19 protein-coding genes, 1 tRNA gene and 1 pseudogene are annotated in these 23,642 nt (G+C 67.8%); 9 read left to right on the top strand and 12 right to left on the bottom strand.

The annotated features are described in order from the left end of the window. Positions 1-226 (top strand): fatty acid desaturase family protein (locus DI276_RS05495; protein ID WP_198680468.1); only part of this gene is annotated, 226 nt, incomplete at its 5' end. Here DI276_RS05495 and DI276_RS05490 read toward each other — a convergent pair. The 5 genes from DI276_RS05490 to DI276_RS05470 form a co-directional block, all read right to left on the bottom strand. Continuing rightward, entirely contained in the window at positions 146-1,654 is a 1,509-nt protein-coding gene (locus DI276_RS05490; RefSeq protein WP_112262153.1) for a glycoside hydrolase family 130 protein, read from the bottom strand. The two genes, DI276_RS05495 and DI276_RS05490, sit on opposite strands and share 81 nt — an antisense overlap. Beyond that, a complete protein-coding gene (locus tag DI276_RS05485; RefSeq protein WP_112262152.1) occupies positions 1,651-2,661 on the bottom strand; it encodes a glycosyltransferase in 1,011 nt (336 codons plus the stop codon). The genes DI276_RS05490 and DI276_RS05485 overlap by 4 nt, the downstream gene beginning before the upstream one ends. Beyond that, positions 2,658-3,662: a glycosyltransferase gene (locus DI276_RS05480; protein ID WP_198680467.1), complete on the bottom strand. Its 1,005-nt coding sequence runs from the start codon at positions 3,660-3,662 to the stop codon at positions 2,658-2,660. The genes DI276_RS05485 and DI276_RS05480 overlap by 4 nt, the downstream gene beginning before the upstream one ends. 178 nt (positions 3,663-3,840) lie before the next feature. Continuing rightward, positions 3,841-4,134, bottom strand: a complete 294-nt coding sequence (locus DI276_RS05475) for a hypothetical protein (RefSeq protein WP_157984533.1) — start codon at positions 4,132-4,134, stop codon at positions 3,841-3,843. 264 nt (positions 4,135-4,398) lie between these two features. Continuing rightward, positions 4,399-5,394 carry a tetratricopeptide repeat protein gene (locus DI276_RS05470; protein ID WP_157984532.1) on the bottom strand — a complete coding sequence of 332 codons (996 nt, stop codon included), beginning with the start codon at positions 5,392-5,394 and terminating at the stop codon, positions 4,399-4,401. Positions 5,395-5,909: 515 nt separating this feature from the next. Between DI276_RS05470 and DI276_RS05465 the strand changes: the two genes are divergently transcribed. From DI276_RS05465 to DI276_RS05450, 4 genes and pseudogenes are all read left to right on the top strand, one after another. Next, positions 5,910-6,887, top strand: a complete 978-nt coding sequence (locus DI276_RS05465) for a transcriptional regulator (RefSeq protein ID WP_157984531.1) — start codon at positions 5,910-5,912, stop codon at positions 6,885-6,887. Between the two features lie 144 nt (positions 6,888-7,031). Next, a complete protein-coding gene (locus DI276_RS05460; RefSeq protein WP_157984530.1) occupies positions 7,032-7,760 on the top strand; it encodes a GAF and ANTAR domain-containing protein in 729 nt (242 codons plus the stop codon). Positions 7,761-7,765: 5 nt separating this feature from the next. After that, the gene (locus DI276_RS05455) at positions 7,766-8,506 is read left to right on the top strand and encodes a GAF and ANTAR domain-containing protein (RefSeq protein ID WP_112262232.1); all 741 of its coding nucleotides are present in this window, start codon (positions 7,766-7,768) and stop codon (positions 8,504-8,506) included. Between the two features lie 348 nt (positions 8,507-8,854). After that, positions 8,855-9,566, top strand: a pseudogene (locus DI276_RS05450) (AI-2E family transporter); the annotation flags it as partial. Between the two features lie 114 nt (positions 9,567-9,680). Here DI276_RS05450 and DI276_RS05445 read toward each other — a convergent pair. The 3 genes from DI276_RS05445 to DI276_RS05435 form a co-directional block, all read right to left on the bottom strand. Next, on the bottom strand, positions 9,681-10,742 hold the full coding sequence (locus tag DI276_RS05445) for a magnesium and cobalt transport protein CorA (protein WP_198680465.1): 1,062 nt from the start codon (positions 10,740-10,742) through the stop codon (positions 9,681-9,683). Continuing rightward, entirely contained in the window at positions 10,739-11,230 is a 492-nt protein-coding gene (locus DI276_RS05440) for an STAS domain-containing protein (protein WP_269814226.1), read from the bottom strand. The genes DI276_RS05445 and DI276_RS05440 overlap by 4 nt, the downstream gene beginning before the upstream one ends. 277 nt (positions 11,231-11,507) lie before the next feature. After that, positions 11,508-11,717 (bottom strand): hypothetical protein, encoded by a 210-nt coding sequence (locus DI276_RS05435; protein ID WP_112262144.1) that lies wholly within the window; start codon positions 11,715-11,717, stop codon positions 11,508-11,510. A 303-nt stretch (positions 11,718-12,020) separates the two neighbouring features. Between DI276_RS05435 and DI276_RS05430 the strand changes: the two genes are divergently transcribed. Then, a complete protein-coding gene (locus tag DI276_RS05430) occupies positions 12,021-12,572 on the top strand; it encodes a DUF5994 family protein (protein WP_198680464.1) in 552 nt (183 codons plus the stop codon). 467 nt (positions 12,573-13,039) lie between these two features. Here the strand turns inward: DI276_RS05430 and DI276_RS05425 are convergent. Continuing rightward, positions 13,040-13,114, bottom strand: a tRNA-Arg gene (locus tag DI276_RS05425). A 150-nt stretch (positions 13,115-13,264) separates the two neighbouring features. Here DI276_RS05425 and DI276_RS05420 point away from each other — a divergent pair. After that, on the top strand, positions 13,265-14,173 hold the full coding sequence (locus DI276_RS05420; RefSeq protein WP_112262143.1) for a cation diffusion facilitator family transporter: 909 nt from the start codon (positions 13,265-13,267) through the stop codon (positions 14,171-14,173). Between the two features lie 261 nt (positions 14,174-14,434). On the opposite strand, the gene DI276_RS05415 is transcribed toward DI276_RS05420, so the two are convergent. Next, the gene (locus DI276_RS05415; protein ID WP_157984528.1) at positions 14,435-15,094 is read right to left on the bottom strand and encodes a hypothetical protein; all 660 of its coding nucleotides are present in this window, start codon (positions 15,092-15,094) and stop codon (positions 14,435-14,437) included. Between the two features lie 140 nt (positions 15,095-15,234). Between DI276_RS05415 and DI276_RS05410 the strand changes: the two genes are divergently transcribed. Beyond that, the gene (locus DI276_RS05410; RefSeq protein WP_112262141.1) at positions 15,235-15,921 is read left to right on the top strand and encodes a hemerythrin domain-containing protein; all 687 of its coding nucleotides are present in this window, start codon (positions 15,235-15,237) and stop codon (positions 15,919-15,921) included. A 50-nt stretch (positions 15,922-15,971) separates the two neighbouring features. Here the strand turns inward: DI276_RS05410 and DI276_RS05405 are convergent, their stop codons facing one another. Further along, positions 15,972-20,198: a GH92 family glycosyl hydrolase gene (locus DI276_RS05405; RefSeq protein WP_112262140.1), complete on the bottom strand. Its 4,227-nt coding sequence runs from the start codon at positions 20,196-20,198 to the stop codon at positions 15,972-15,974. A gap of 149 nt (positions 20,199-20,347) precedes the next feature. Between DI276_RS05405 and DI276_RS05400 the strand changes: the two genes are divergently transcribed. Further along, positions 20,348-21,517, top strand: a complete 1,170-nt coding sequence (locus tag DI276_RS05400; RefSeq protein ID WP_198680463.1) for an ROK family transcriptional regulator — start codon at positions 20,348-20,350, stop codon at positions 21,515-21,517. A gap of 220 nt (positions 21,518-21,737) precedes the next feature. Here the strand turns inward: DI276_RS05400 and DI276_RS05395 are convergent, their stop codons facing one another. Then, entirely contained in the window at positions 21,738-23,612 is a 1,875-nt protein-coding gene (locus DI276_RS05395) for an acyl-CoA dehydrogenase family protein (RefSeq protein WP_112262138.1), read from the bottom strand. Positions 23,613-23,642 lie beyond the last annotated feature (30 nt).

Below are 23,642 nucleotides of genomic sequence, written 5' to 3'. Positions count from 1 at the left end.
GTTCCACCTCATGACCGGCAACCTCAGCCACCAGATCGAGCACCACCTGTTCCCGGACCTGCCCAGCAACCGGTACGCCGAGATCGCGCCGAAGGTCCGCGCGCTCTGCGAACGCTTCGGCCTGCCGTACACCACCGGGCCGTTGCTACAGCAGACCACCAGCGTGTGGAAGCGCGTGCTGAGGCTCGCTTTCCCCGGTCAGGGCGGCCAGCAGACCGCGCAGTGACGTGGTCGCCAGCCCGATGGTCGCGTCGCTCGCGCCGTAGGGGATCACCAGCGTGTCGTCGTGCAGCAGGGCGCCGCAGGAGTAGACGACGTTGGGCACGTAACCGTCGCGTTCGGCGGCGGTGGGCAGCAGCAGCGGTTCGGGCAGCGTCGCCAGCACCCGCTCGGGGTGGTCGAGGTCGAGCAGCATCGCGCCCATCGTGTAGACCCGCATGGGGCCGACGCCGTGGGTCAGCACGAGCCAGCCCTCAGGAGTCTCGATGGGCGAACCGCAGTTGCCGACCTGGACGAGGTCCCAGTCCCGGCCGGGCACCTGCACGGGCTGGGTCCCGTTCCAGGTCCTGATGTCGTCGGAGGTCACCACGGCCGAGCTCTCGCCGTCCCCGCGCGTCAACGCCGCGTACCGGCCTCCGATCTTCCGGGGGAACAGGGCCATGCCCTTGTTGCGTGCGGCCGAACCAGTCGTCTGCGTGATGTGGAACGTGCGGAAGTCCTTGGTCTGCAGCAACTGTGGTGCGACATCGACACCGTCGAAGGCGGTGTAGGTGGCGTAGTAGGTCTGTTCGCCGTCATCGTCGGTGAAGCGCACGAACCTGGCGTCCTCCATGCCCTGGCGTTCGGAGGGGCCGGTCGGCCAGAGCACCCGCCCGCTGACGACGGTGTCGCCGGGGAACTCCGAGGTGTAGTTGCACGCGGCGATCCACCGGATCAGTTCGACGGTCCGGTGCGCCTCCTGGCGGGCGACCAGGCTCGGGTGCAGGCCGGCCAGCACCAGGTCCAGGTCGGTGCCGGTGAACCGTGCGGGCAGCCACCGGTTCAGGACGGCGGAGACCTCGTCGTCGTGGCCGAACTCGGCGAGCTTGCCCTGGAAGAGGCGCTTCTCGTACACCGCCTGCTGGTGCGCACCGGTGGTGACGACGTTCGGTGGCGTGTCGACGGTGAGCGCGCCGCCGGGACCGATCACCCCGGTGCGGAAGCCGATCGAGGACAGATGGCCCTCACCGATGCCACGCACACTGAGCACATATCTCAGCTGCCCCTGTGCCATTCCGCTCTGGTCGGGATGCGCGACCATGGACGGGTTGCACAGCGCGGCGCCTTCGATGGCGTACTCGTGCGTGAAGTACGCGCCGATGAGCAGCCGGCGGGACTCGGACAGCTCGACACCCGCGGCGAGGCGGTGACTGACGCTCGCGAAGTGATCGGTGAAGATCGCCCGGACGTCCCGGTGCCTGCCCGCGAACATGCGGACCGTGCGATCCAGCGCGGTGCACACCGTCGCCTCGTCCAGTGCCATCACCCGCCGGATCACGGCCGCGGACCGCGACTCGTGCTCTGGCCGCTCCTCTCCCGGCACGAACAGCTTGGCGATGACGCGGCGCGGGTTCGGCCGCAGCCGCAGTGACGTTCGCGTGATTTCGGCGTTCATCCGGTGCTCCCCAGCAAGGTGCGGCCGTGTTGCAGAGTGGAGATCAGCGCCAGGGTCGACTCCGCGCCCTGGTTGCGGTTGGGGCCGTCGTGGGTGAGTCCGTCGTAGCCGCCGCCGGTCTCCTCGTCGAGCATGGGCAGGCCGAGATCGTTGTCGCCGTCGAACCACGCGACGGCGCGGCCGACACCGATGAGCCACCGAAGGTCGCCTGTGACCTGGTTGGCGCGAGCACAGGCGTCGGCGAGCGCGGCGACCTCGATGGGTTGCTGGTCGAACGCCGGGCGAGGTTCGCCGACGCGCCAACCGCCTGCCGGGGTCGGCGACAGGTGGACCTCGTCCGACTCGACGGCGAGCAACCAGTCCAACAGTTGCAGGCCGTCATCGCGGATCTGGGGATCGTCGAGGAGGTCGCCCGCGGCGATGAGCGCCTCGGGCAGTACGGCGTTGGCGTAGAAGAGTCGTTGTTCGGGCCACGGCCAGTCCGGTGTGTCACCGGGTTCGCCGACGTACGAGGCGATGTCACCGAGCAGCTTGGCCGCGAGCGCGTGATCGGGGTCGCCGCTGAGCACCTCAGCGGCGCCGAGGGCGGCGAAGGCCATCGAGCGCACCGATGGTGGCCGGTGGTGGGCGCTCCTCTCGAAGCGGGCCAGTGCGGCCTGCCGGATCCAGGGCACCGGGCAGCGGGCCGCTGCGGTGCCCAGCCCCCACAGCGCGCGTCCCCACCAGTCGCCGAGGCCTGGCTCGTCCAGCCAGCCGCGGTCGGGACCGAGCCGGTTGTGGAAGCGCCCGTCATCGGCCTGCGCGTGAGCGGTGAAGGCGAGATAGCGCTCCAGCAGGACGACCAGATCGGCGGACAGCTCCGGCTCGCGGCACAGCACGACCAGACCGCGGGCGACGTCGTCCAGGCAGTAGCCGTGTTCCCGGCGGGGCAGTGGACCGTCGGCGTGCTCGTGCAGACCCGTGTCGTCGCTGAGCCGGATCAGGTGAGTGAAGCTCGGGCCGGTCACGTGGTCACGACGACTCGGGCGGTGAGAAGGCGCTCTGCCAGGCGGTGATACCGGTTCGCGACGGCTGACCAGCTCAGCGCCGGGGCGAGACTGGTCGAACGGTCGCTCATCGCGGCCGCGAGTCCCGGTTCGGTCAGCACCCGCCGCAGCGCCGCACTGATGGCGGCCGAGTCGCGGTGGGGAACCAGCAGCCCGGCCCCGTCCGCCAGCAGTTCGACGGCGTGCGGGAACTCGGTCGCCACCACCGGTTTGCCCGCGGCCAGGGCTTCGATCAGCACGCCGGACGTGACCTGTTCGGAGGAGTCGTAGGGCAGCAGGACGACATCGGCTTGGCCGACCAGCTCCGCCAGCGCGTTGACCTCGCGGTAGGCCGGGTCGAACTCGACCAGGTCCGCGACGCCGAACGCGATCGCGCGGTCGCGCAGGTTGCTGCGGTAGAGCTCGCCCTCGTGCGCCAGCACCTTGGGATGGGTCTGGCCGGCCACCAGGTAACGGGGCCGCAGGTCGCGCAGCGCAGGCAGTGCGGAGATCCCCCATTCGATGCCCTTGCCGTGTCCCAGCAGACCCCAGGTGAGGATCATCGGCCGGTCGGTGGACGGACCGCGGGCGGGTGGCTCGACGGGAAGTGCGCCGTGCGGGATCACGACGACCTCGTCTGGCCGTTCGACGGCGTAGCCGTCCACGAGCCGCTGCCGCGCGGCCTCGGACATGGTCACCACAGCGTCGGCGAAGCCGACGGCCTCCTCGAGCACCTGCCGCTGGCCAGGAGTGGGCGTGGTGAGCACCGTGTGCAGCACGATGATCACCGGCACCCGCAGGCGGGCGAGCACGCCCAGCACGTCCGCGCCGTCGCGGCCGGCGTAGATGCCGTACTCGTGTTGCACCACCACCAGGTCGCAGCGGTTGAGCACCTCGGCAGCCTCCTCGACCGCGCCGGGAGTCATCTGGTGCACCATCGAGGTTCCCGTGGCGGCGACCGGCTCCGTGAGAACGCGGACCACCCTCCCCGTGCTCCCCGGGGTCGCCGCGGTCAGATGGTGCAGGAGTGACGCGGTGAACGTGGCGAGGCCACATTGCGTCGGCGGATACGTGCTCAGAAAACCGTAAGTGCGGACCACGAAGCGGGCCTTTCGGATTGATGGAAGCAGAAGCTCCACTGTGGACTGCGCTGACGAGTGGTCAACGCACCCGGTGCGGGAGGTGACCGTCCAGGTGCAGCGTGTGCACCGCGACCCGGCCCTGGCGCGCGGGCACTGTGAGGCGATGTCCGTCCAACGTGGCGAGATCGATGGTGTGCACGGGGCGTGCGACGAACCCCTCGAGCCGAGTCCGGCGCCAGCCGGCGGCGAGGTGGTAGTAGCTCAGCCAGAGCACATCGCCCAGTTCGGCGAGCAGTGTGCGCGGCGAACGTCGAGGCCGCTCGGAGGACGGGACGGCCGGTGGTGCGGTGGGAAGGTGGGATGCCGACATCATGCCGGGCTCCCGTCTCCGGCCGGAGAAACGGCCGGTTCAGTTTTTTCGCCGAGTACGACGTGGGCTTGACCGCTCACGTACGAGGTGTTCCTCGGCAAAATCAACTCTACACCATTCAGGCTGTGCTCGGCTGAATGTGAAGCATGATTTTTGGTTGCCGGTCTTCGCAGGTGGGAGGCACTCTTGGCGATCTTTTGGAACTGATTTGAGTTTCATTCGCGTGTAACATGGTGGCGAATCGCACAAATTCCGCGGATTGCAGAATCAAGACCCCGGCGGGAGCGAGCGGGCTGTTCGCGAGAACTGCTTGACCGGGGCCGCGATACCGGCGATGCGCGCGGACAGTTCCCGTGCGCCCGCGTGGGAGCCGTGTCGCCGCGCGAGCAGGCCGAGCGGGCGGAGACGATCACGGACGCGGGCCGAGCCGATGTCCTCAGTGGACGCCATCGCCCGGAATCCGATGTCCACCGCACCGTCGATGTTCCCTTCGACGAGGTGGTTGATCGCCAGGAGGATGTGGCTGAAGGCGCGGCTGCGGGCCATCGCGTCGCCGTAACCGCCGATCGCTCTGGTCAGCAGTGGAATGGCGATGCGGGTGTGGCGCGGGTTCGCGGTGCGGGCCAGATCGGTGTGGACGGCACCGGCCAGGGCAGACAGGTCGTTCTCGGTGAAGAACTTCGCCCACTCGGGCACAGGGGTGTCGCCGGCGGCGGCGAAGTGCTCCTTGCCGCGGTTGAGCAGAACGCACGCCATGTCCTCGTCACCCTGTTTGGCGTGTGCCCACGCGGCGTTCATGGACAGGATGCTGGCCCCGATCTCGTCGCCAGGCCGGGTCACGTCACGTTGCCCGAGTTCGAAGTACCCGAGCGCGTCGTCGAGGTTTCCCTGATGCAGGCACACGCGTCCGAGCCGGTAGCAGATGTTGGCGATCAGCCCGCTGTGGCGGCCGCGGCCGGCCAGCACCAGGGCGTGGCGGAAGTGTCCGCGGGCACTGCCGGCCAGGCCCGCGTCGAAGCACACCCAGCCGGCGAGGTTGTGCAGATCGGCCAAGGCGACGTGCAGCCGCTGGCGCACCACCGGCGTCGCGGAGGCTTCGGCCGTCTCCTCGCACTCGCGCACTCGGAGCCGGACGGCATCGAGGCAGGCCTCGCCGCCGTGCCGGTAGTCCAGCGCGCGCAGAGCGTGCGTGTCCGACTCCATCCGTGCGACGTCGGAGGCACCGATCGACAGAGGGGCAGGAAGAAGGTGCGGAGCGGCCACGGCGACTCTCCTGGCGTGCGGACGGAGAAGTGGGCACCGCCGAGGTCCGGAGCGGTCGAGCGACCATCCGGCTGACGACTCGGCGAGCCGCCAGGCCAGGAAACCCTGATCACCACAGAGGATAGACCGGCTCCTCGGCCGGGTGTGCCGCCGTTCGACGGACCGAAGCCCGCGGCCGGCAACGGCGGTGTCCGCTCTTGTCGAGCAACAACAAAGCACTGCAGGCTGCACCGCATCTTGAGCGTGACCGAGTTTCCGCCAATGCGTTGTGCACCCCGCAGTGGCGACTGATTCCCGGCGACCACGCCCACGTCCGTTCACCCGTCTGCTGCCGCCCCGTTCGGTGGCAGCGGTCGCCCGTGAGCTCAGCTAGGTTGACACCGGTCGAGTCATGTCGACGAATGTTCGTTCCGCTCCCAGTTCTGCGGCTGACCAGCCGCTGGCCGGGGGCGGGTAACCGCCCTGGACCCCGGCGGCGCCCACTTCCTTCAGTACCGGCTGACAGGAGTGCCGCCATGGCGACCCCGGATTTCCTTCCTGGCGCGGAACGTGCACCGCGCAGGATCAGTCTGTCCGATGTGGAGCGGTTGGAGGCGGAGACAGACGCCTTGCGCCTGATGGACTACCGCCTCGGCGGGGGTGCCAGTCTCGCCGCGGTCCGCACGCGGATGGGGGACGGGCGGCTGATGCTCGAGGCGTCAGCCGCCGAGTACGTGCAACGGCGGCTGCACGTGGCGCTGGGCGATCTGTACAACCTCGCCGGCTGGGTGTCCTTCGACGTCGGCCTGGTCGGCAGCGCCCACGTGCACTTCGCCGAAGCGCTGATACACGCGGGGTGGGGCCGGAGCAACAGCCTGGTCGCCAACATCTGTTATCGGCTCGGACGCGTGTGTTTGCACCACGGGAGCCTCGACGAGGCTTTGGACCACTTCGAGCTGGGCCGGCTCGCGGCAGCCGGGCCGGGTGACGAGATCGCGGCCAGCATCCTGTCGGTGAACGCGGCGTGGACCCACGCGAGGAAGGGAGACGGTGCTCAGACGCTCGCCGACCTCGACCGCGGCCGGAGTCACTTCGCGGCCGCCGACCACACCGCTGTGCCCTCCTGGGCCAGGTTCTTCACCGAGACCGATCTGTCCGCCGTGACCGGTGCCGTCCACACCGATCTTGCCCTCACCGTGAACCCTCACCACACCCGGAACGCGATTCCGCTGCTCACTGAAGCAGTCGGCGACTACGGCGACGACATGGCCCGCAGCCGCGCGCTCAGCCTCATCCTGCTGTCCATCAACCATCTGCTCGACCGGGACCTCGACCAAGGCGTTGCCGTCGGATTCCGAGCGCTGGCATCCGCCGAACAACTGGCCTCAGCACGCGTCCGTGACCGCATCCGCCCGCTCGGCGAGCACGCGGAGCAGCACCGCTCGCACGCCGGCGCACGCGAACTCGCCACGTGTGTCGCCGCTCATGTCGGTACACCGGCGGGGCCGCGCTGACACGTTCCGCGGTTGGAGCTGCTGTGTTCGACGAGCGCCACCCCCGCACTGGTCCCGATCGCTCCCGTAACCGGAGTCTGGCAGCGGGCGCGTGAAGGACTAGAGTCCGTACGTACGAGATCACAATGGCGAGGAGTGACCGGAGTGGGCACGAATCGGCATCTCGACCTGCTCGTCGTGATCAATGAGATCGCCAGGGCCGACCAGGTGCCCGTCGATGTCCGCCATGTCTGTCTTGCCTGCAAGGTCGGCCTGAACGCGGCCGGCGTCGCGGTCTATCTGATCGGTAGCGCGCAACCACTGGAAGTCGCCGGAGTCACCGGCGACGAGATGGCCGAGTTGCAGGCGACGGTGGGTGAGGGGCCGGTGTCGGAGGCTCTGCGGCAGAACCACCCGGTGTTCGTGTCCGATCTGGCGGACGGGTGGAGTGCGAGTCGCTGGCCCGTGTTCGCTCCGGCCGCGGTCGCGGCCGGGGTGGCGGCGGTCTTCGTGATCCCCCTGACGCTCGGGGCGATCGCGCTGGGCGCGCTGGAGATCTGCCGGCACGTCGGCGGCCCGTTGTCGCAGGACGAGCTCGCGGACGCGCTGCTGTTCGCCGACACCGCGACAACGCTGCTGCTCGGGCGGCCCGCGACACCGGCGTCGCAGGACGGCGCCGACCTGTGGGGCACGGAGCCGGAGCGCCGGTGGGGAGTGGTGCACCAGGCCACCGGGATGGTGTCGGTGCAGCTGGACACCGATCTCGGCGAGGCGTTCCTGCGGTTGCGGGCCCATGCGTTCCTCACCGGCCGCCGCCTGTCTGAGGTCGCGGCCGACGTGGTCGCGCGCAAACTGAGGTTCACCCCGGATACCAACCATGAGAAAAAGAGGTGAGTCACGTGTTGGACCGGCGGATCGCTCAGACCTTCGTCGAACTGGCGGACACGCTCGTGCTGAGGTTCGACGCCATCGACTTCCTGCACACCCTGACCGAACGCTGTGCCGAGCTGCTGGAGGTCGACGCGGTCGGGATCCTGCTGGCGGATCAGCGGGGTGCGCTGAACCTGGTGGCCGCGTCCACCGAGCAGGCCAGGATGCTGGAGCTGTTCCAGCTGCAGGACGAGGAGGGCCCCTGCCTGGACTGCTTCCGCACCGGGCAGCCGGTGGCGTGCGACGACCTGGCCCAGGAGCCGCAACGCTGGCCCCGGTTCACGCTCGCGGCGCGCGAACAGGGATTCTCCGCCGTCCACGCGGTGCCGATGCGACTGCGTGAGCAGATCGTCGGCGCGCTGAACCTGTTCCGGACCTCCCCCGGGGTCATCCCGGAGGAGGCGGTCGAGCTGGCTCAGTCCTTCGCCAACGTCGCGACGATCAGCATTCTCCAGGTCCGTGCGCTCCGGCACAGCGAGATGGTCACCGAACAGCTGCAGAACGCCCTCAACAGCCGCGTGGTCATCGAACAGGCCAAGGGCATCCTGACCGAACGCCTGCAGATCGATGTCGAGGACGCGTTCTCCCTGATGCGGAACTACGCACGCACCCACAACCAGCTGCTGTCGGACGTCGCGAAGCAGGTGGTCTCGCGATCGCCCGAGATCGCCGAACTGACGGGGATCGACAATCTCGGGTCACACCGTTAGAGAGGCGGCGCAGTCCACCGGCGTGAATTCGACCGAGCAGAGAGCACTTCGCGCGTCGGGAGCCGGAACTGGCGCCGTCCTCGGCGCTGCCCGAGAACGGTCATGAGACGACCGGGACGGGAGTCGCACGATGCCGAGCGAGCGCGCCTACAGGGTTCCCGCGCGGACCATCCTCGCGACCATCGGGCTGACCCTGGCCACGGTCGTGGCCGTGGTGTTCGTCATGCACGTCCAACGAGTTCTGGTGTGGATGCCATCGCGGTCGTCTTCACCGTCGCGCTCTACCCGACGGTGAACTGGCTGCAGAACCGTGTCAGCTGATACCGCCGCTCGCTGGCGACACTGGTCGTGTTCCTCGTGGTCTTCCTGGCGTTCGGCGGCGTGCTCACGCTCTTCGCCCTACCGCTGGCCGAGCAGGGCACGCAGCTGGCGGCACGGTTGCCCGACATGATCGCCGACGCACGCGGCGGCAGAGGCCCTGTCGGGACTCTGCTGGAGCGCACCAACGCGCTGGAGTTCCCCCGCGACAACGAAGAACGCATCCGGCAGTTCGCCACCGGCCTCGGCACCCCGGCGCTGAACTTGCTGCGCAGTGCGGTCACCGGGATCGTCGCGACCATCTCCATCTTCGTGCTGGCCTACCTCGCGGTGCTGCAAGGCCCCAAAGTGATCGACGGGACGCTCGCGCTCTTCCCGCCGCAACGCGCGCAGCGCATCCACCGCGTCGGCCGCGAGTGCGCGAAGACCGTCACCGGCTACATCACCGGCAACCTGCTCATCAGCGTGATCTGCGGCGTGCTCACCTACATCGTGCTGAAGATCCTCGGAGTGCCGTTCGCCGAGCTGATCGCGGTTCGTCGCAATAGCCGACCTGATCCCTCTGGTGGGCGCCATCCTCGGCGCGGTGGTCGCCGGCGTCGCCGCGCTCATACACTCGCTGCCCGCGGCCATCACCGTGATCATCTTCTTCATCGTCTACCAGCAGCTGGAGAACCACCTGCTCCAGCCGGTGATCTTCTCCCGCACGGTCCGGCGCAACCCGTTGACCGTGCTCGTCGCGTTGCCGCTGGCGACCGAACTCGCCGGAATACTCGGCGCCTTGCTCGCCATCCCGGTCGTCCTGCGCGACGTCTGGCACCACCGCGCCGCAGCGCCGGACGCCGGACCTGTCGGGTCAGAGCCAGCCGCGGCGTCTGAACACGAAGTACAGGCCGGTGCAGACCAGCGCCATGAGCAGCAGCGCGAACGGGTATCCCCACATCCAGTTCAGCTCGGGCATGTGGCGGAAGTTCATCCCGTAGATCGTCCCGATCAGGGTGGGAGCGAACAGGATCGCCGCCCATGAGGAGATCCTCTTGATCTGCTCGTTCTGCGCGTTGCTGGCCTCGGCGAGGCGTTGCATCTCCTCGTTCTGCGCTTGGGTGACCAGGGTGGTGTTGACGGCGAGGATGTCGGCGAGCACGCCGCGAAAGCCGTCGACCTGCTCGACCACGCTGATGACGTGGTCGGCCACGTCGCGCAGGTGGCGCTGAAGTTCCTCGTCGACGCCGTGCTCGGCGAACCCGGCTGAGAAGTTGTCGAGGATCGTGAGGAGCGGGTGGGTGGCGCGCTGGAACTCCATCACCTCACGGGACAGCTCGTAGATTCGCCGGGAGGCGTTCGGGTCACGGCTGAACACCTGGGTCTCGATCTCTTCGATGTCGTTGTGCAGTCCGGACACCACGGGCGGGTAGCCGTCGACCACCGCGTCCAGCACGGCGTACAGCACCGCCTCGGGGCCCAGCCGCAGCAGGTGCGGCTGGTTCTCCAGCCGCTGCCGCACGCCGGCCAGGTCCGGTGTGTCGCTGTGCCGAACCGTGAGCACGAAATTGGGACCCACGAACAGGTGCAGCTCACCGAACTCGACCCGCTCGGTGTCATCGCGGTAGCTGGCCGAGCGCAGTACCACGAACCGGGTGTCGCCGTAGCGTTCCAGTTTCGGGCGCTGGTGGGCCGTGATGGCGTCTTCCACCGCCAGTTCGTGCAGCCCGAGCTGGGTGGCCGCGTCCATGAGCTGTGCCTCGGCGGGTCGGTAGAGGCCGATCCAGGCCGTGCTGTCGGGCTGCGCCTCGATCAGTTGGAAGGTGTCGGCCAGGGTGGCTGGGGACGCGGCATGCCGCCCGTCCGAGTAGACGACGTTGTTGATGATGCTGCTGTTTTCTGAAGGCAACTGCTGGTACTCCTTGCCGGAGGTCACACCGAGGACGGCGTACCGGGCCCAGCGCGCGGCCCTGGCAGGATGCAGTCATCGTCGGCAACGTCGCCTGGGCGCAGCCGGGCGTGGGCGACGTCGGGACAGACATCGAACAACTCGTCCAGTCCGGTGATCGCCAGCGGCCGAAGCACCACTCGAGTGCCTGCGACGAGACACAGCCTGACGCCGGCCGTCTCTGCCGCTTCCCTGACAGTGACCAGGACGGTGAGCCCGGCTGCTCCGAAGAAACTCACATCGGTGAGGTCTATGACCAGACGTGGGTGAGCCGGCCGCAAGTGATGGAGGAGGCGGTCACACAGCAGCGGGCCGGTGGACCTGTCCACCTCGCCGTGCACGGCGACCACGAACGCACCGGGCGGGGCCGGGCACACGGTGACACTCAGAATCTCCTCACCTGGCTGGAAATCTGGTTGGACAGCAGCTGCGCGCCTCGGACGGTTCGTCGGCGTGCGCTGGAGGGAGGGCGTCATGGGGGACATCTCCTGGTAGTTCTTCGTCAGGTTCGGGAGAGGGTCGAGTCGGACTTCGTTCGAAGCTCGATACCGGCCTCACCGTGCGGCGAAGGCGGTTGTGGAGAACTGAGGATGAAAACGTTTTCTTGCCATCGCGCGATCTTCATGGTCGAGCCGCCCTTCCGGTCACCCGTGTCGTGACGCGGATGCGGTCAGGCGGGTTCGGCGTGATGGAAGTTGCCAAGACTTGGCACCGGCGGGCTCGCCGGCGGCCGGACGTGTGCCGACCCGGGAGTCATGTGGCTGTCCCATTAGGACTGACTGGAAGGGCGTCCGCTGCATCACCGGTGGCGAGCGCGCGGATCCGGTCGATCATCAGTTCGGCTTCGGCCGCGCTGAAAACGCCCAGCGCGACAGCACCCAGGATGGATGCGACCGTGCTCTGGTGGGGCTCCGCAATCCCCATGAGCGTCGTGGTAGCGGAAAGCTGATCGACCTGCGCCATGAGAGTGCCCCTCGGTCGGCTGCCGTCATGCCGGGGTCCAGGGCACTTCCAGGAACACTACTCGCTTGTCAGGACAACGTTTGATCATCGCGCGCCTCGGCCTGCGCCGGCCGCACACGCAAGGCGCCAAGCCGTGCGCACGACACGGTCCAGCCGCCTTCTGGCCAGTGCTGCCAGGGGTTCATCGGCGTAGGCTGAGGGCACCAGAGGCGAACGAGCACCGCGGTGTCGCAGGTGCCGCCTCAGGCGCAGGAGCAATCCCGGCGCTCACTCATCGGGTGAACCGGAGGCAGGAGCTCCGAGATGATCTCGGATCAGCTCAGTCCCACCCGCACGCCACCGACTGACCATCGCGACCTCTCGTTGCGCTTGCAGATGAAGCCGGCGGGGACGGCACTCAAACCCGTCGCCGGTGGCTGGTGGCCGTGGTCGGACGACCCAGCAGCCGAGTTCCCCGCCCTGATCGCCGCACTCGGCGCCTGGGTGGGCCCGGTCAACCGTGTCTCCTACCACCTGGACACCTGGGGTCCAGTCGCCAGGAAAGCACCCGTCGACGGCCGGATGGTTCGATTCGAGGGCTTCCGGTCGATCGATCCGCACACCGTCGTGGTGATCGGATCCGACCGCCGGAGGGTCAGCCTGCTCGTCGTGCCGCCCGCCATCCCAGCAGGTGTGGCACGCGCGGTGCTGAGGTCGGTCGCCGACCGCGACTCGACCGCGAGCGTCGCCGACATCCTGGCCGCCAACGGCGTGCTGCTGGAAACCCACGACCTCAGCCTCATGATCGTTCCCAGGTCCCGCCCGGCAGAGCCGGCCGAAGAACGGTGGGAAGCCGAAGGCGGCCACATCAGGTGACCCGGACGCTTCCAGTTCGAGACTGAGCGGCACGGCGTCTCATTCCGAGTCGAGCGGCGACGCGGTGGACCGCACGACCTGTCTGGCGAGCCGGCGATGTTGAACGGCCGGCATTCGCGCCCACCACCGCTGACCGGAGTCCTTGGCGGGTCGCCCGCCGACTGCGCGCACGCCGACGCGCTGCGGGCACTGCCCGCTGAGCTCGGCGGTGACCTCGTGGTGACCTCGGCTCGCCGTCGGCCTGGTCGTGGCCCAATGCCCGGATGAAGGCGACCACGACGAGTTCGTCACCGAAGCTCTGACGTTCCTCGAATCGTGACTGGATGCTGCTCTTCCTCGGCGCCGCCGCTGATCGGCAGACCTGGATGGCACGAACCTGCGCACGTCATCCAGCAAAAAATATGCTCGGTAGCGACCTATCGCTACCGAGCACAACTATCCTGAACTGCAGAAACGCTTGATCAAAGTGGTGCCCCCGGCAGGATTCGAACCTGCGCACCCGCCTCCGGAGGGCGGTGCTCTATCCCCTGAGCTACGGGGGCGCTACCAACATGGAAGATCCTAGCGCACGACAGCGACCAGGTTTCACACCTACCCCCGCCAACGGCCCCACAGTGGTCTCCGTCACCTGCACCCCTGGTCGGGAATACCCCCGATTGCACTCATGCGCATATCGCTATATGTTCCGAGTCATGGGTCACGGGCACGGACACGGAACGGCGTCAGCCAGCGGTCAGCACGCCGGCAAGCTGTGGATCGCCTTCGGCATCGGCGCGGCGTTCATGGTGGTCGAGTTCGTCGTGGGGTTCGCGACGTCGTCGCTCGCGCTGATCTCGGACGCCGCGCACATGCTCACGGACGTGCTGGGTGTGGGCATGGCGCTGGCCGCGATCCTCGTGGCGCGCAGGGCCAAGGCCGGCAAGAACCGCACGTTCGGGTTCTACCGGGCTGAAGTGCTGGCGGCGCTGGCCAACGCGGTGCTGTTGTTCGGAGTGGCCGGGTATGTGATCTACGAGGCGGTTGGGCGGTTCCAGGACCCGCCTGCGGTGGCGGGCTGGCCGGTGCTCATCGCCGCCGCGCTCGGGCTCGGGGCCAACCTCGTGAGTTTCAGCGTCCTCAAGGAGGGTGCCAAGGACAGCATCAACGTCAAGGGGGCGTACCTCGAGGTGCTGGCCGACCTCATCGGGTCGGTGGGTGTGCTGATCTCCGCGGTGGTCACCATCACGACCGGGTGGAAGTACGCGGACCCGATCATGGGTGTGTTGATCGGCGTGTGGGTGCTGCCGCGGACGTACGGGCTGGCGAAGAACGCGCTGCACATCCTGTTCCAGCACGCGCCCGAGCGGCTTGACGTCACCGAGATGCAGGCGGCACTCACCCAACTGCCCGGCGTCACCGAGGCGCACGACCTCCACGTGTGGACGCTCACGAGTGGCATGGAGGTGGCTTCCGCTCACCTCGCGACCGCCGAGGATGCCGACCATGAGAGCGTGCTCAACGCGGCTCAGTCGTTGCTGGCGACCAAATACCACATCGAGCACGCCACGTTGCAGGTCGAGGGCGGCTCGTCAGCGCAGCGGTGCCGGGAGCTTTCTTGGTGAGGCCGGCAGGTCGCGCATCCCGTCCTTGGTGGACGGGGCTCCGGTTCGTGACGGAACGGGCTCGGTTCGAGGTTGCGGTACCGGGACCCAGACGCGGCCTCGTTCGAACGGCACCACAACAGCCTCCCCAGTCACCGCTGATGAATTGCCAAGATCTCATCTGAAGTACGTCCGAACGGGATAGAGCCGTTCAGGTGACGAGAATAGCCGCGCTCCGTGACGGAATGCGGCCTTTTCCGGGCAGAGGAGAGCAGTTGGGCGTTACAGCCCAGTGGGCTGTCCTGCCTTCGGCCCCTTCACGAGCACGGCGCGGACGCCGACGACGGCGAACCAGAGCGCCATCAGCATTCCGATGATGAACAACACGTCGAGCGACTCGATGCCGAGCGGGCCGACCGCCCAGGGACCGAGGCTCCAGCAGATGCCTCCGACCACGGCGCCGGCCGCGACGACGGGGTGGGCCAGCTGTCGTCCGCCGAGCACCGCCAGCGCGGCCACCGAGCAGCCGAACAGCGGGAACGCCAGCAGCGCCAACACCATGTGGGCGTTCAGGAACGGCGTCGCGTGGCCCGCTGCCGCCGCGTCGCTCTCGAACGTCGCCGCGAGGTGCGGCACGTTCTCGACCACCGACAGGACCGCGCCGGCAACCGCCACCCAGCCGGCGCGGCGGGCGGCGGCCGACAGCGCAGGTCGATCACGAAGCAAGCCGATCAGGCCCACGGCGAACAGGATCGAGCTCAGCAGGATCAGGCTGTGGGAGGGGATCCACAGCGAGTCGCCGATCCAGGCCGCTTGGGCGGCATGCCCGGACAGCGCCGAATCTTCCTCGGGGTGCAACATGCCGCCGATGAACAGCGCGACCGCACCGGCGATCAACGCCCAGGGCCACTGACCAGTTCGCGGCGCTGCGTCTGCGTTCATGACGAAAGTGTGCCGCGCAACAGCCTTGATCACTGGAAACTCCGCGAAACTGTTCCGAAAAGCGGTCCGGCAGGCCTGGAAACGGGACGGATTCGGCGTTGCAATGGCAGCGGCCGCGGTGTCGATCTACGGTCACCGGCATGGACGCCGCAGAACAGCCCCGCACCACCGGGGAGAGGGTGGACACCTGGGAGATGGTGGTGATCCACAGGTGGTTCAAGCGCGAGTTCGCCCAGCTGCCCGCGCTGGTCCGGGGCGTGGCTCCGGGCGACCGCGCCGGCGCGCGGTATGTCGCCGAGTTCGTCGAGATGATGGTCGAGCTCTTGCACCACCATCACGTGGGCGAGGACGAGATGCTCTGGCCGAAGCTGCTCGAGCGCGTCGGCAGCATGGACAGCGAACTCGTGCAGCGCATGGAGAAGCAGCACGAGGTGGTCGGGAACGCGCTCAACCGGGTGGATGAGCTGCTGCCGCAGTGGAGGCAGAACGCCGACGAGTCCACCCGCGGTGAGCTCGCCGAGGTCCTCCACGGCATGTCCGTGGCGTTGATCGAGCACCTGACCGAGGAGGAGAACAAGGTCCTCCCGCTGGTCTCGGTGCACATCACCCAGGCGGAGTGGGACGCGCTGGGCCGCAACGGCGCGAGCAGCATGCCCAAGGGCGCCAAGGGGTTCGACGTGATCGGGATGATCCTGCAGGAGACCACGCCCCAGGAGCGGGCCGGGTTCCTCCGCCTGCTGCCGGCTCCGGTGCGCATGCTCTACAAGATCGTCGGCGCCGGCATCCACCAGCGCGCCAAGCTTCACCGACGCCAAATCGCCGCGTGAGAAAGGGCCGCGTTCCGATGACGGAACGCGGCCCTCAACTCAACTGGCGACTACAGGCCGGAGCACTGACCTGCCTTCGGCCCCTTCACGTCGTTGGTGAAGCCGTTGTTCAGCGGGGCGGGGTCGTTGCCAGTGCAGGACAACGGCCCGCCCACCGTCGAGAACGCCACGACGGAACGGGTCTTGTTGGACGTCAACGAGATCGGGCCACCGACCGAGGTGTTTTCGACCGCGACCTCGACCGTCGAGGCGTTCACCGACACCGGGCCGTCCACCCGAGTGCCCACCAGCACCACGGACGCCGCGTCCGACGCCGACAGCGGGCCCTTGATCTGGCCGCCGAAGACGTACAGCGTGGCACCGCGCGCGACCGTGACCGGGCCGTTGATCGTGGCACCGTCCACATAGGTCACGCCCTTGACCTCCAGCGGACCGTTGACCGTGCCGGTCACCGTGGTGGTGGGAGCCCGCAGCGGCTTCGACAACAGCTCGAACTCCGCCAGCGCGACGTCCTCCGAGAACTCCAGGCGGTAGAAGTTGTAGCGGCCAGGCGACGCGATCTTGAACGACCGGGTGTACTGCTGCCACTGGAAGTTCTCGCCGGAGCGCTTGTCGACCGTCGCCCACGTCTTGCCGTCGTAGGAGGCCTTGAGCTCCCACGAGGACGGGGACTTGCCCGACTTCGCGTTGGTCAGCGTGTAGAACTCCGCCTTCTCCTTGGCGTCGGCCGCCTTGAAGTCGAACGAGCGGACCACCGCCGAAGTGGTGGAGTTGTTGTCCACCAACGCCCCGGCGGACACACCGGCCGAAACGTCCCGCAGCGGCGCCGGAACCGCGTCACCGGTGGTGATCGAGTCCGGCACGTCTCCAGCGCCCGTGCCCCACGCCGACGGCGCCGGGCCCATGTCGAAGTCGATCGTGGCACCAGCAGCGAGCACGTCGTGCGGCAGCGACGTCTTGCTCCACGCCTTGCCGTTGACCTTCACGCCCTGCACGTAGATGTTCTTCGCGCTGTTCTTGGGCGCGTTGATCACGAGCTTCTTGCCGTTCTCCAGCTTGACCGTGGCCTTGGTGAACAGCGGCGAACCGATCGCGTAGGCCGGCTTGCCCATCTGCAACGGGTAGAAGCCCAGCGACGAGAACAGGTGCCACGCGGACATCTCGCCGTTGTCCTCGTCACCCGCGTAGCCCTGACCCTGCTCGGAACCCACGTACAGGCGCGAAAGGACCTCGCGCACCTTCTCCGCGGTCCGCGCCGGCTTGCCCGTGTAGTTGTACATGTAGGGGATGTGGTGCGACGGCTGGTTGGAGTGGCCGTACTGGCCCATCCGCACGTCCCGCGCCTCGACCATCTCGTGGATCACGCCGCCGTAGCCGCCGGGGAACTTGGCCGTCTCCGGCGAGGTGAAGAACTGGTCGAGCTTCTGCGCCAGCTTGTCCCGCCCGCCGTACAGGTTCGCGAGACCCTGCCCGTCGTGCGGCACCGTGAACGCCATGTTCCAGCCGTTCGTCTCGGTGTAGTCGTAGCGCCAGTCCTGCGGGTTGTACTTCGCCGGGTCTTCGACGCGCCACGAGCCGTCAGTGTTGCGGCCCTGGAAGAAGTCGATCCGCTTGTCGAACGTCAGCACGTAGTTCTGGGCGCGGTTGAGGAAGTACTCGTACTCCTCGGCGTACCGCTTCTCACCTGTCTTCTCGTGCAACGCCTTCGCCATGTTCGCGATGCCGAAGTCGTTGAGGTAGCCCTCGATCGCCCACGACCACGCCTCGTGCTCCATCTGGTCGTGGCCGGTCCAGCCGAGGAAGATCGACCGGTCCATGCCCTTGCGGCCGACCGCGCTGTTCGGCGGCAGCACGGAGGCGTTCTTCACCGCGGCGTCGTACGCGGCCTTGATGTCGAAGTTGTTGACGCCCTTCAAATAAGCGTCCGCGAACGCCACGTCGGAGCTCGTGCCGGTCATCAGGTCCGCGTAGCCGGGGGAGGACCAGCGCGACACCCAGCCGCCCTCCCGGTACTGCTCCACGAAGCCGTCGGCCATCTCGCCCGCCTTGGACGGGGTGAAGAGGCTGTAGGCGGGCCAGGTCGTCCGGTAGGTGTCCCAGAACCCGTTGTTGACGTAGATCTTGCCGTCCACGATCTTCGCGCCGGTCTTCGTCGGTGTGTTCGCACCGGCCGCCGGCGACACCGGGGACGCGTACTGCAGCTTGTCGCCGACCTTCTCGTAGCCCGAGTTCGGGTACAGGTAGAGCCGGTACATGTTGGAGTACAGCGTGATCAGCTGGTCCTCAGAGGCGCTTTCCACCGACAGGATGCCGAGGATCTTGTCCCACGCGGCCTGCGCGCGGTCGCGCACGGCGTCGAAGGAGTCCGAGGGCTTGATCTCCTGGTCCAGGTTCGACTTCGCCTGGTCGACCGAGATCAACGACGTGGCGAGCCGCAGTTCGACCGTCTTGTCGCCGAACGAGAAGTAGCCGCCCACGTTGTCCCTGCCGAAGCCGGACAGCTTGCCGCTCGCCGTCACCGCCTTGTCGACCTTGCCGTAGACGAACAACCGGGTCGTGCCCGCCGAACCGATCCGCACGTCGGAGAAGCCTGTGACGACACCGCTCGCCGCGTCCAGCGTGAGGCCGCCGGAGTTGTTGACGTTGTCGAACACCAGGTTCTTCTGCTCGCCGTCGGTGAACGTGAACCGGAAGACGGCCGCGTGGTCGGTCGGCGCGATCTCGGTCTTCATGCCGTTCTCGAAGGTCACGCCGTAGTAGTGCGCCTTCGCGATCTCGTTGTCGTGCTTGAACGGCAGCGACCGCAGCGCGCGGTCCTGCGTGGGTGCCTTGTCCGACGGCATGACCTGGAACGTCTGCCGGTCACCCATCCACGGGCTCGGCTCGTGCGACGCGGTGAACGCCTGCAGCGTCGTCAGGTTCTGCGCGTTGTTGTGCTGCTGGTACTCGTACAGCCAGCTGGACGAGCCCGCGTTGGTCATCGGGGTCCAGAAGTTGAAGCCGTGCGGCACCGCCGTCGCCGGGAAGTTGTTGCCGCGCGAGAAAGAGCCGTTCGAGTTCGTGCCGCGCGTGGTCAGCACGTAGTCCGACGGCTTCGCGTACTGCTTCTTGACGACGTCGCCGATCCGGATGTCGTCGTACCAGGCACCGAACTCCGTGGGGCCCTTGGGACCGTCGTAGGCGACCAGGATCCGCTTGATCGTCTTGCCGGCCGCGACCGCGCCGATCGTGGACGCCACCTTGTTCCACTGGTTGGCGTACAGGAACTTGCCCGCGCCCTGGCCCTGCGGCGACAGCACGGCGCCGTGCTGGTCGACCGCCTTGAGGTCGCTCAGGTACGTGCCGTCGGAGAACGCCAGGTCCACCGAGGAGTACGTGCTCGGGTAGTTCAGGTTGTCGTTCACCCAGTCCGGGAAAACCATGTACGACAACTCGGTCTGCGGCTCGACCTTCACGTCGACGTCGAAGACCTTGTTGTAGCTGTAGGCCCTGCCCTCGGTCGTGTGTCTGCCCTGGGCGCGGAACGCCTTCTGGCCGGTCCAGCCGACCCGTGACTTGGCCGTGTAGCCGCTCGTGGGACCGGTGCCGACGAGGCTGCGCATGTTCGGCGCCGGCGGGTTCGTGGAGCCGTCGGAGAGCTCGATCTCGGAGATCTGCACGAGGTTCACGCCGTGGTTCGCCGTGATGTCGATCTTGTAGTGCCGGTACGACGCCGGCGAGGTGACGTCGTAGACCTTGGTCTGGAACCGCTCGGCGAAGTCCTGCCCGGTGCGGGTGTCGACGACGGTCCAGTTGGTGCCGTCGTTCGAGCCCTGCAGCGTCCAGTCCTTGGGGTCGCGCTCCGGTGCGTCGTTCGCCGACGAGACCGAGTACTTCTTGATCGTCTGCGGGCCCGCACCGAAGTCGAACGTCACCCAGCCGGTGGCAGCGAAGACCAGCCACTTGGTGTTGATGTTGCCGTCGTTGATCTTGTCAACGCCCTCGTTGGGGGCGTTCTCACCGCTGGCCGCCACCAACGCCTTTTCGGCGACGTTGCCGGGGAGGCTCGTGCCGCTCGACCCGATCACGCCGGCCGACTTGGGGTTGCCCGCCGGGTCGGTCTCGACCGTGCTCACCCACGACGGTTGCGGTTGACCGTCCTCAAAGGACGACGAAAAGCCCACGCCTGACTCCTCTGGTGCCGCGGCCGCGTTGCCGCTGGTGACGCCGCACACCAGTGTCGCAGTGATCGCAAGGCTCAACAGAGTCGTAGTTCGTCTTTTCCCCAGTTGCCTCATTGCAACCCTTCCGCCGCCGCCTGCCCCATTTGCGAGGCAGCGTTTCTGCACGTGACATCGTTGTCAAGGGACCGGACATAGATTGTCTGCAAACCTGTCCTCTCAACAGTTGCGCGCACGGACCACCGCTCAAGATCTAGACTCGGTCGGTGACCGACCGCAAGCCGCCAGAGGTGGGTACACCAGCGGGCATGCGCGTGCTCAACCAACGCGCGGTGCTGGATCGGTTGCGCCGTCTGGGTGCCGCCACGCGGCCGCAGATCGCGAAGGACACCGGGTTGTCCAAGCCGACGGTCGGTCAGGCGCTCGTCGATCTCGAACGCCACGACCTGGTGCGCCCGATCGGCCGCACGTCGTCCGGCCCCGGCCGCTCCGCCGTGGTCTACGAGCCGAACCCGGCCGCGGGGTACGTGCTGGGCATCGACATCGGGCGCGAGCGGATCAGGGCGGCGGTGGCCGATCTGGGCGGGTCCGTGGTGGCACGCGTGGACGAGCGCAACCGCAGCCGGTCCGCGTCTTCCTTGGTGCGCACGGTGACCGAGCTGGCCGCGCGGACCGCGGCCGACGCGGGGATCGCGCTGACGGACGTCGTGGTGAAGGTGATCGGCAGTCCCGGGGTGATCGACCAGCGCTCGCGGGTGGTGCGGCACGCGCCCAACCTGCCCGGCTGGGAGTCCGCCGGCGTGCTCGACGAGCTGGAGTCGTCGCTGGGACCGGTCGTGGTCGTGGAGAACGACGCCAACCTGGCCGCGTTGGGGGAGCACGTCTACGGCGCGGCTCAGGACGTGCGCGTGTTCGTCTGCGTGACCGTCGGCACCGGTGTCGGCATGGGAATCTGCGTGGACGGCGTGCTGTTCCGCGGCGCGCACGGGGCTGCGGGCGAGGTCGGATTCCTGCCGTTCGGGAAGTCCGCTTCGGACGTCCAACGTGGACAGTTCGAGGAGGCTGCGGCGGCGGAGTCCGTTGTGGCGCTGGCGCGTGAACGTGGGTTGTCGGCGCGCTCTGCTCGGGACGTGTTCGCTGCCGCGCGTTCCGGTGACGTGCAGGCTCTTGAGGTCGTGCGGGTGGAGGCGGAACGGCTGGCGTTCCTCGTCGCCTCGGTCGCCGCGGTGATCGACCCCGAGCTGGTCGTGCTGGGCGGTGGCGTCGGGTCGAACGTCGACTTGTTGCTCGAACCCGTGGAAGCCGCGTTGCGCACGATGACCCCGTTGGCGCCGCGGATCGTGGCCGGCTCGCTGGACGACGGCGCGGTGCTCTCCGGAGCGATCGCGATGGGCCTCGAAGCAGCCCGTGAATTGGTCTTTGAAGTTACTCTCTGAGAGTAGTTGACTGCCCCTCACCTGGTAATTCACTCAATTGTCGTAACTGTTAACGGCGTTCAGTGTCTTAGCGTTACCGGCACCTCCACCTGGAGGGTGTTGTGTCCTTCCGTTGCAAGGGGAGTCGGTAGGGGGATGCGGGGGACGTAGCCCCCTACCGGCCGTGCACTGGGCAGGTGCCGCGCCCGCACCATCAGCCTGCCCAGTGCAGTAACGGCTCTTACCGCGGTGTCGGCCGGTGGACGTTGGTCGCCGTCGACTCGCGGTGCGTCGAGTCCGCGATCCAGCTGCCGGGGATCGACGCGTCGATCACGCCCTCCTCCAGCCACGCGTAGTTGCCGTCCATGACCTGCTTGGCCAGCACCACGTCGCTGTCGTCGGTGTTCTTCCACAGCTTCTCGAACAGCTCGTCGACCCGGATCCGCGCCTGCTTGGCGAACGCGTCCGCGAGCGCTGCGGCGTTGGGGTTCTTGTCCTGCTGCGCCCGCACGCACGCGGCGCTGATCGCGAACAGCTCGGCGCCGATGTCCACGATCCGGCTGAGGAACCGCTGCTTGCGCTCCATCTTCCCCTGCCACCGCGACATCGCGTAGAACGTCTGCCGCGCCAGCTTGCGCGCCGACCGTTCGACGAACCGCAGGTGCTTGGCGAGCGGCCCGAACTCGGTGTAGCCGGCCGGGCTCTGCCCCTTGCCGACGACGAGCGTGGGCAGCCACTTGGCGTAGAACCCACCCGCCTTCGCCGCGGCCTTCATCTTCGCCTGGCGATCCGCGTCGGGGTCGATGATGTCGCCGGCCACTGACAGGTGAGCGTCCACGGCCTCGCGGGCGATCAGCAGGTGCATGATCTCCGTCGAGCCCTCGAAGATGCGGTTGATCCGGAGATCGCGGAGGACCTGCTCGGCCGCGATGCCGCGTTCTCCGCGCGCTGCTTGGCTTTCCGCCGTCTCGTAGCCGCGGCCGCCGCGGATCTGGACCAGTTCGTCGGCCACCAGCCAGGCCTTTTCGCTGGCGTAGAGCTTCGCCAGTGCGGCCTCGATCCGGATGTCGTGCTTGCCGGCGTCGGCCAGCTCGGAACTGAGGTCCAGCACGGCTTCCAGCGCATAGGCCGTCGCTGCGATGTAGGCGATCTTTCCTGCGATGGCTTCGTGTTTGCCTACCGGCAGGCCCCACTGCGTGCGCGCGGTGGACCACTCGCGGGCGATCTTCAGGCACCACTTGGCGCTTCCCGCGCAGAGTGCGGGGAGGCTGAGCCGGCCGGTGTTGAGGGTGGCCAGCGCGATCTTGAGGCCGGCGCCCTCCTTGCCGATGAGGTTCTTCTTGGGCACCCGGACGTTGTGGAACCTCGTGACACCGTTCTCCAGGCCCCTCAGGCCCATGAAGGCGTTGCGGTTCTCGACGGTGATGCCTTCGGCGTCCGCTTCCACGACGAACGCGGTGATGCCCTTGTCCGGCACCTGGGCCATGACGACGAGAAGGTCGGCCACGACTCCGTTGGTGGTCCACAACTTCACGCCGTTGAGCACGTAGTCGTCGCCGTCGGGCGTCGCGGTCGTGCCGAGGCGGGCGGGATCGGAGCCGACGTCCGGCTCGGTGAGCAGGAACGCGGTGATCTCGCCCTTGGCGCACCGCGGCAGGAACTCCTGCTTCTGCTCAGGGCTGCCGAACATCGCGATCGGCTGCGGAACGCCGATGGACTGGTGCGCTGACAGCATCGCGCCGATTGCCGGGTTGGCGCTGCCGACGAGCATGAGCGCCTTGTTGTAGTAGACCTGGGTCAGGCCTACGCCGCCGTACTCCGGCTTGATCTTCATACCGAACGCGCCCAGGTCTTTCAGGCCCTTGAGGACGTCGTCTGGGATTTGGGCGTCGCGTTCGATCACTGCGTTGTCGATGTGGGACTCGGTGAACTTGCGGAGCTTCTCGAGGAAGGCTTCGCCTCGTTCGCGGTCTTCTGCGGTGCCACTCGGATGCGGGTGGATGAGGTCGATGCGGAAGTGACCGAGGAAGAGCTCTTTGCCGAAGCTCGGTCGCTGCCAGCGGGTTTCCCGTGCTTGTTCGGCGACCTGCCTGGCCGCGCGCTCGTCGACGGTCATGGTTACCTCCGAGTAGGGGTGTGACCTACG

This window comes from Lentzea terrae (assembly GCF_003265345.1).
GTDB lineage: Bacteria > Actinomycetota > Actinomycetes > Mycobacteriales > Pseudonocardiaceae > Lentzea > Lentzea terrae.
Note: the sequence above shows the minus strand (reverse complement) of the source record. Positions and strands in the feature narration are given on the sequence as shown.

Excerpts from the sequence above, each read along its gene's own strand:
- DI276_RS05490 (WP_112262153.1), bottom strand. The coding sequence starts at position 1,654 with ATGAACGCCGAAATCACGCGAACGTCACTGCGGCTGCGGCCGAACCCG.
- DI276_RS05475 (WP_157984533.1), bottom strand. The coding sequence starts at position 4,134 with ATGATGTCGGCATCCCACCTTCCCACCGCACCACCGGCCGTCCCGTCC.
- DI276_RS05465 (WP_157984531.1), top strand. The coding sequence starts at position 5,910 with ATGGCGACCCCGGATTTCCTTCCTGGCGCGGAACGTGCACCGCGCAGG.
- DI276_RS05440 (WP_269814226.1), bottom strand. The coding sequence starts at position 11,230 with ATGACGCCCTCCCTCCAGCGCACGCCGACGAACCGTCCGAGGCGCGCA.
- DI276_RS05435 (WP_112262144.1), bottom strand. The coding sequence starts at position 11,717 with ATGGCGCAGGTCGATCAGCTTTCCGCTACCACGACGCTCATGGGGATT.
- DI276_RS05430 (WP_198680464.1), top strand. The coding sequence starts at position 12,021 with ATGATCTCGGATCAGCTCAGTCCCACCCGCACGCCACCGACTGACCAT.
- DI276_RS05420 (WP_112262143.1), top strand. The coding sequence starts at position 13,265 with ATGGGTCACGGGCACGGACACGGAACGGCGTCAGCCAGCGGTCAGCAC.
- DI276_RS05415 (WP_157984528.1), bottom strand. The coding sequence starts at position 15,094 with ATGAACGCAGACGCAGCGCCGCGAACTGGTCAGTGGCCCTGGGCGTTG.
- DI276_RS05410 (WP_112262141.1), top strand. The coding sequence starts at position 15,235 with ATGGACGCCGCAGAACAGCCCCGCACCACCGGGGAGAGGGTGGACACC.
- DI276_RS05405 (WP_112262140.1), bottom strand. The coding sequence starts at position 20,198 with ATGAGGCAACTGGGGAAAAGACGAACTACGACTCTGTTGAGCCTTGCG.
- DI276_RS05395 (WP_112262138.1), bottom strand. The coding sequence starts at position 23,612 with ATGACCGTCGACGAGCGCGCGGCCAGGCAGGTCGCCGAACAAGCACGG.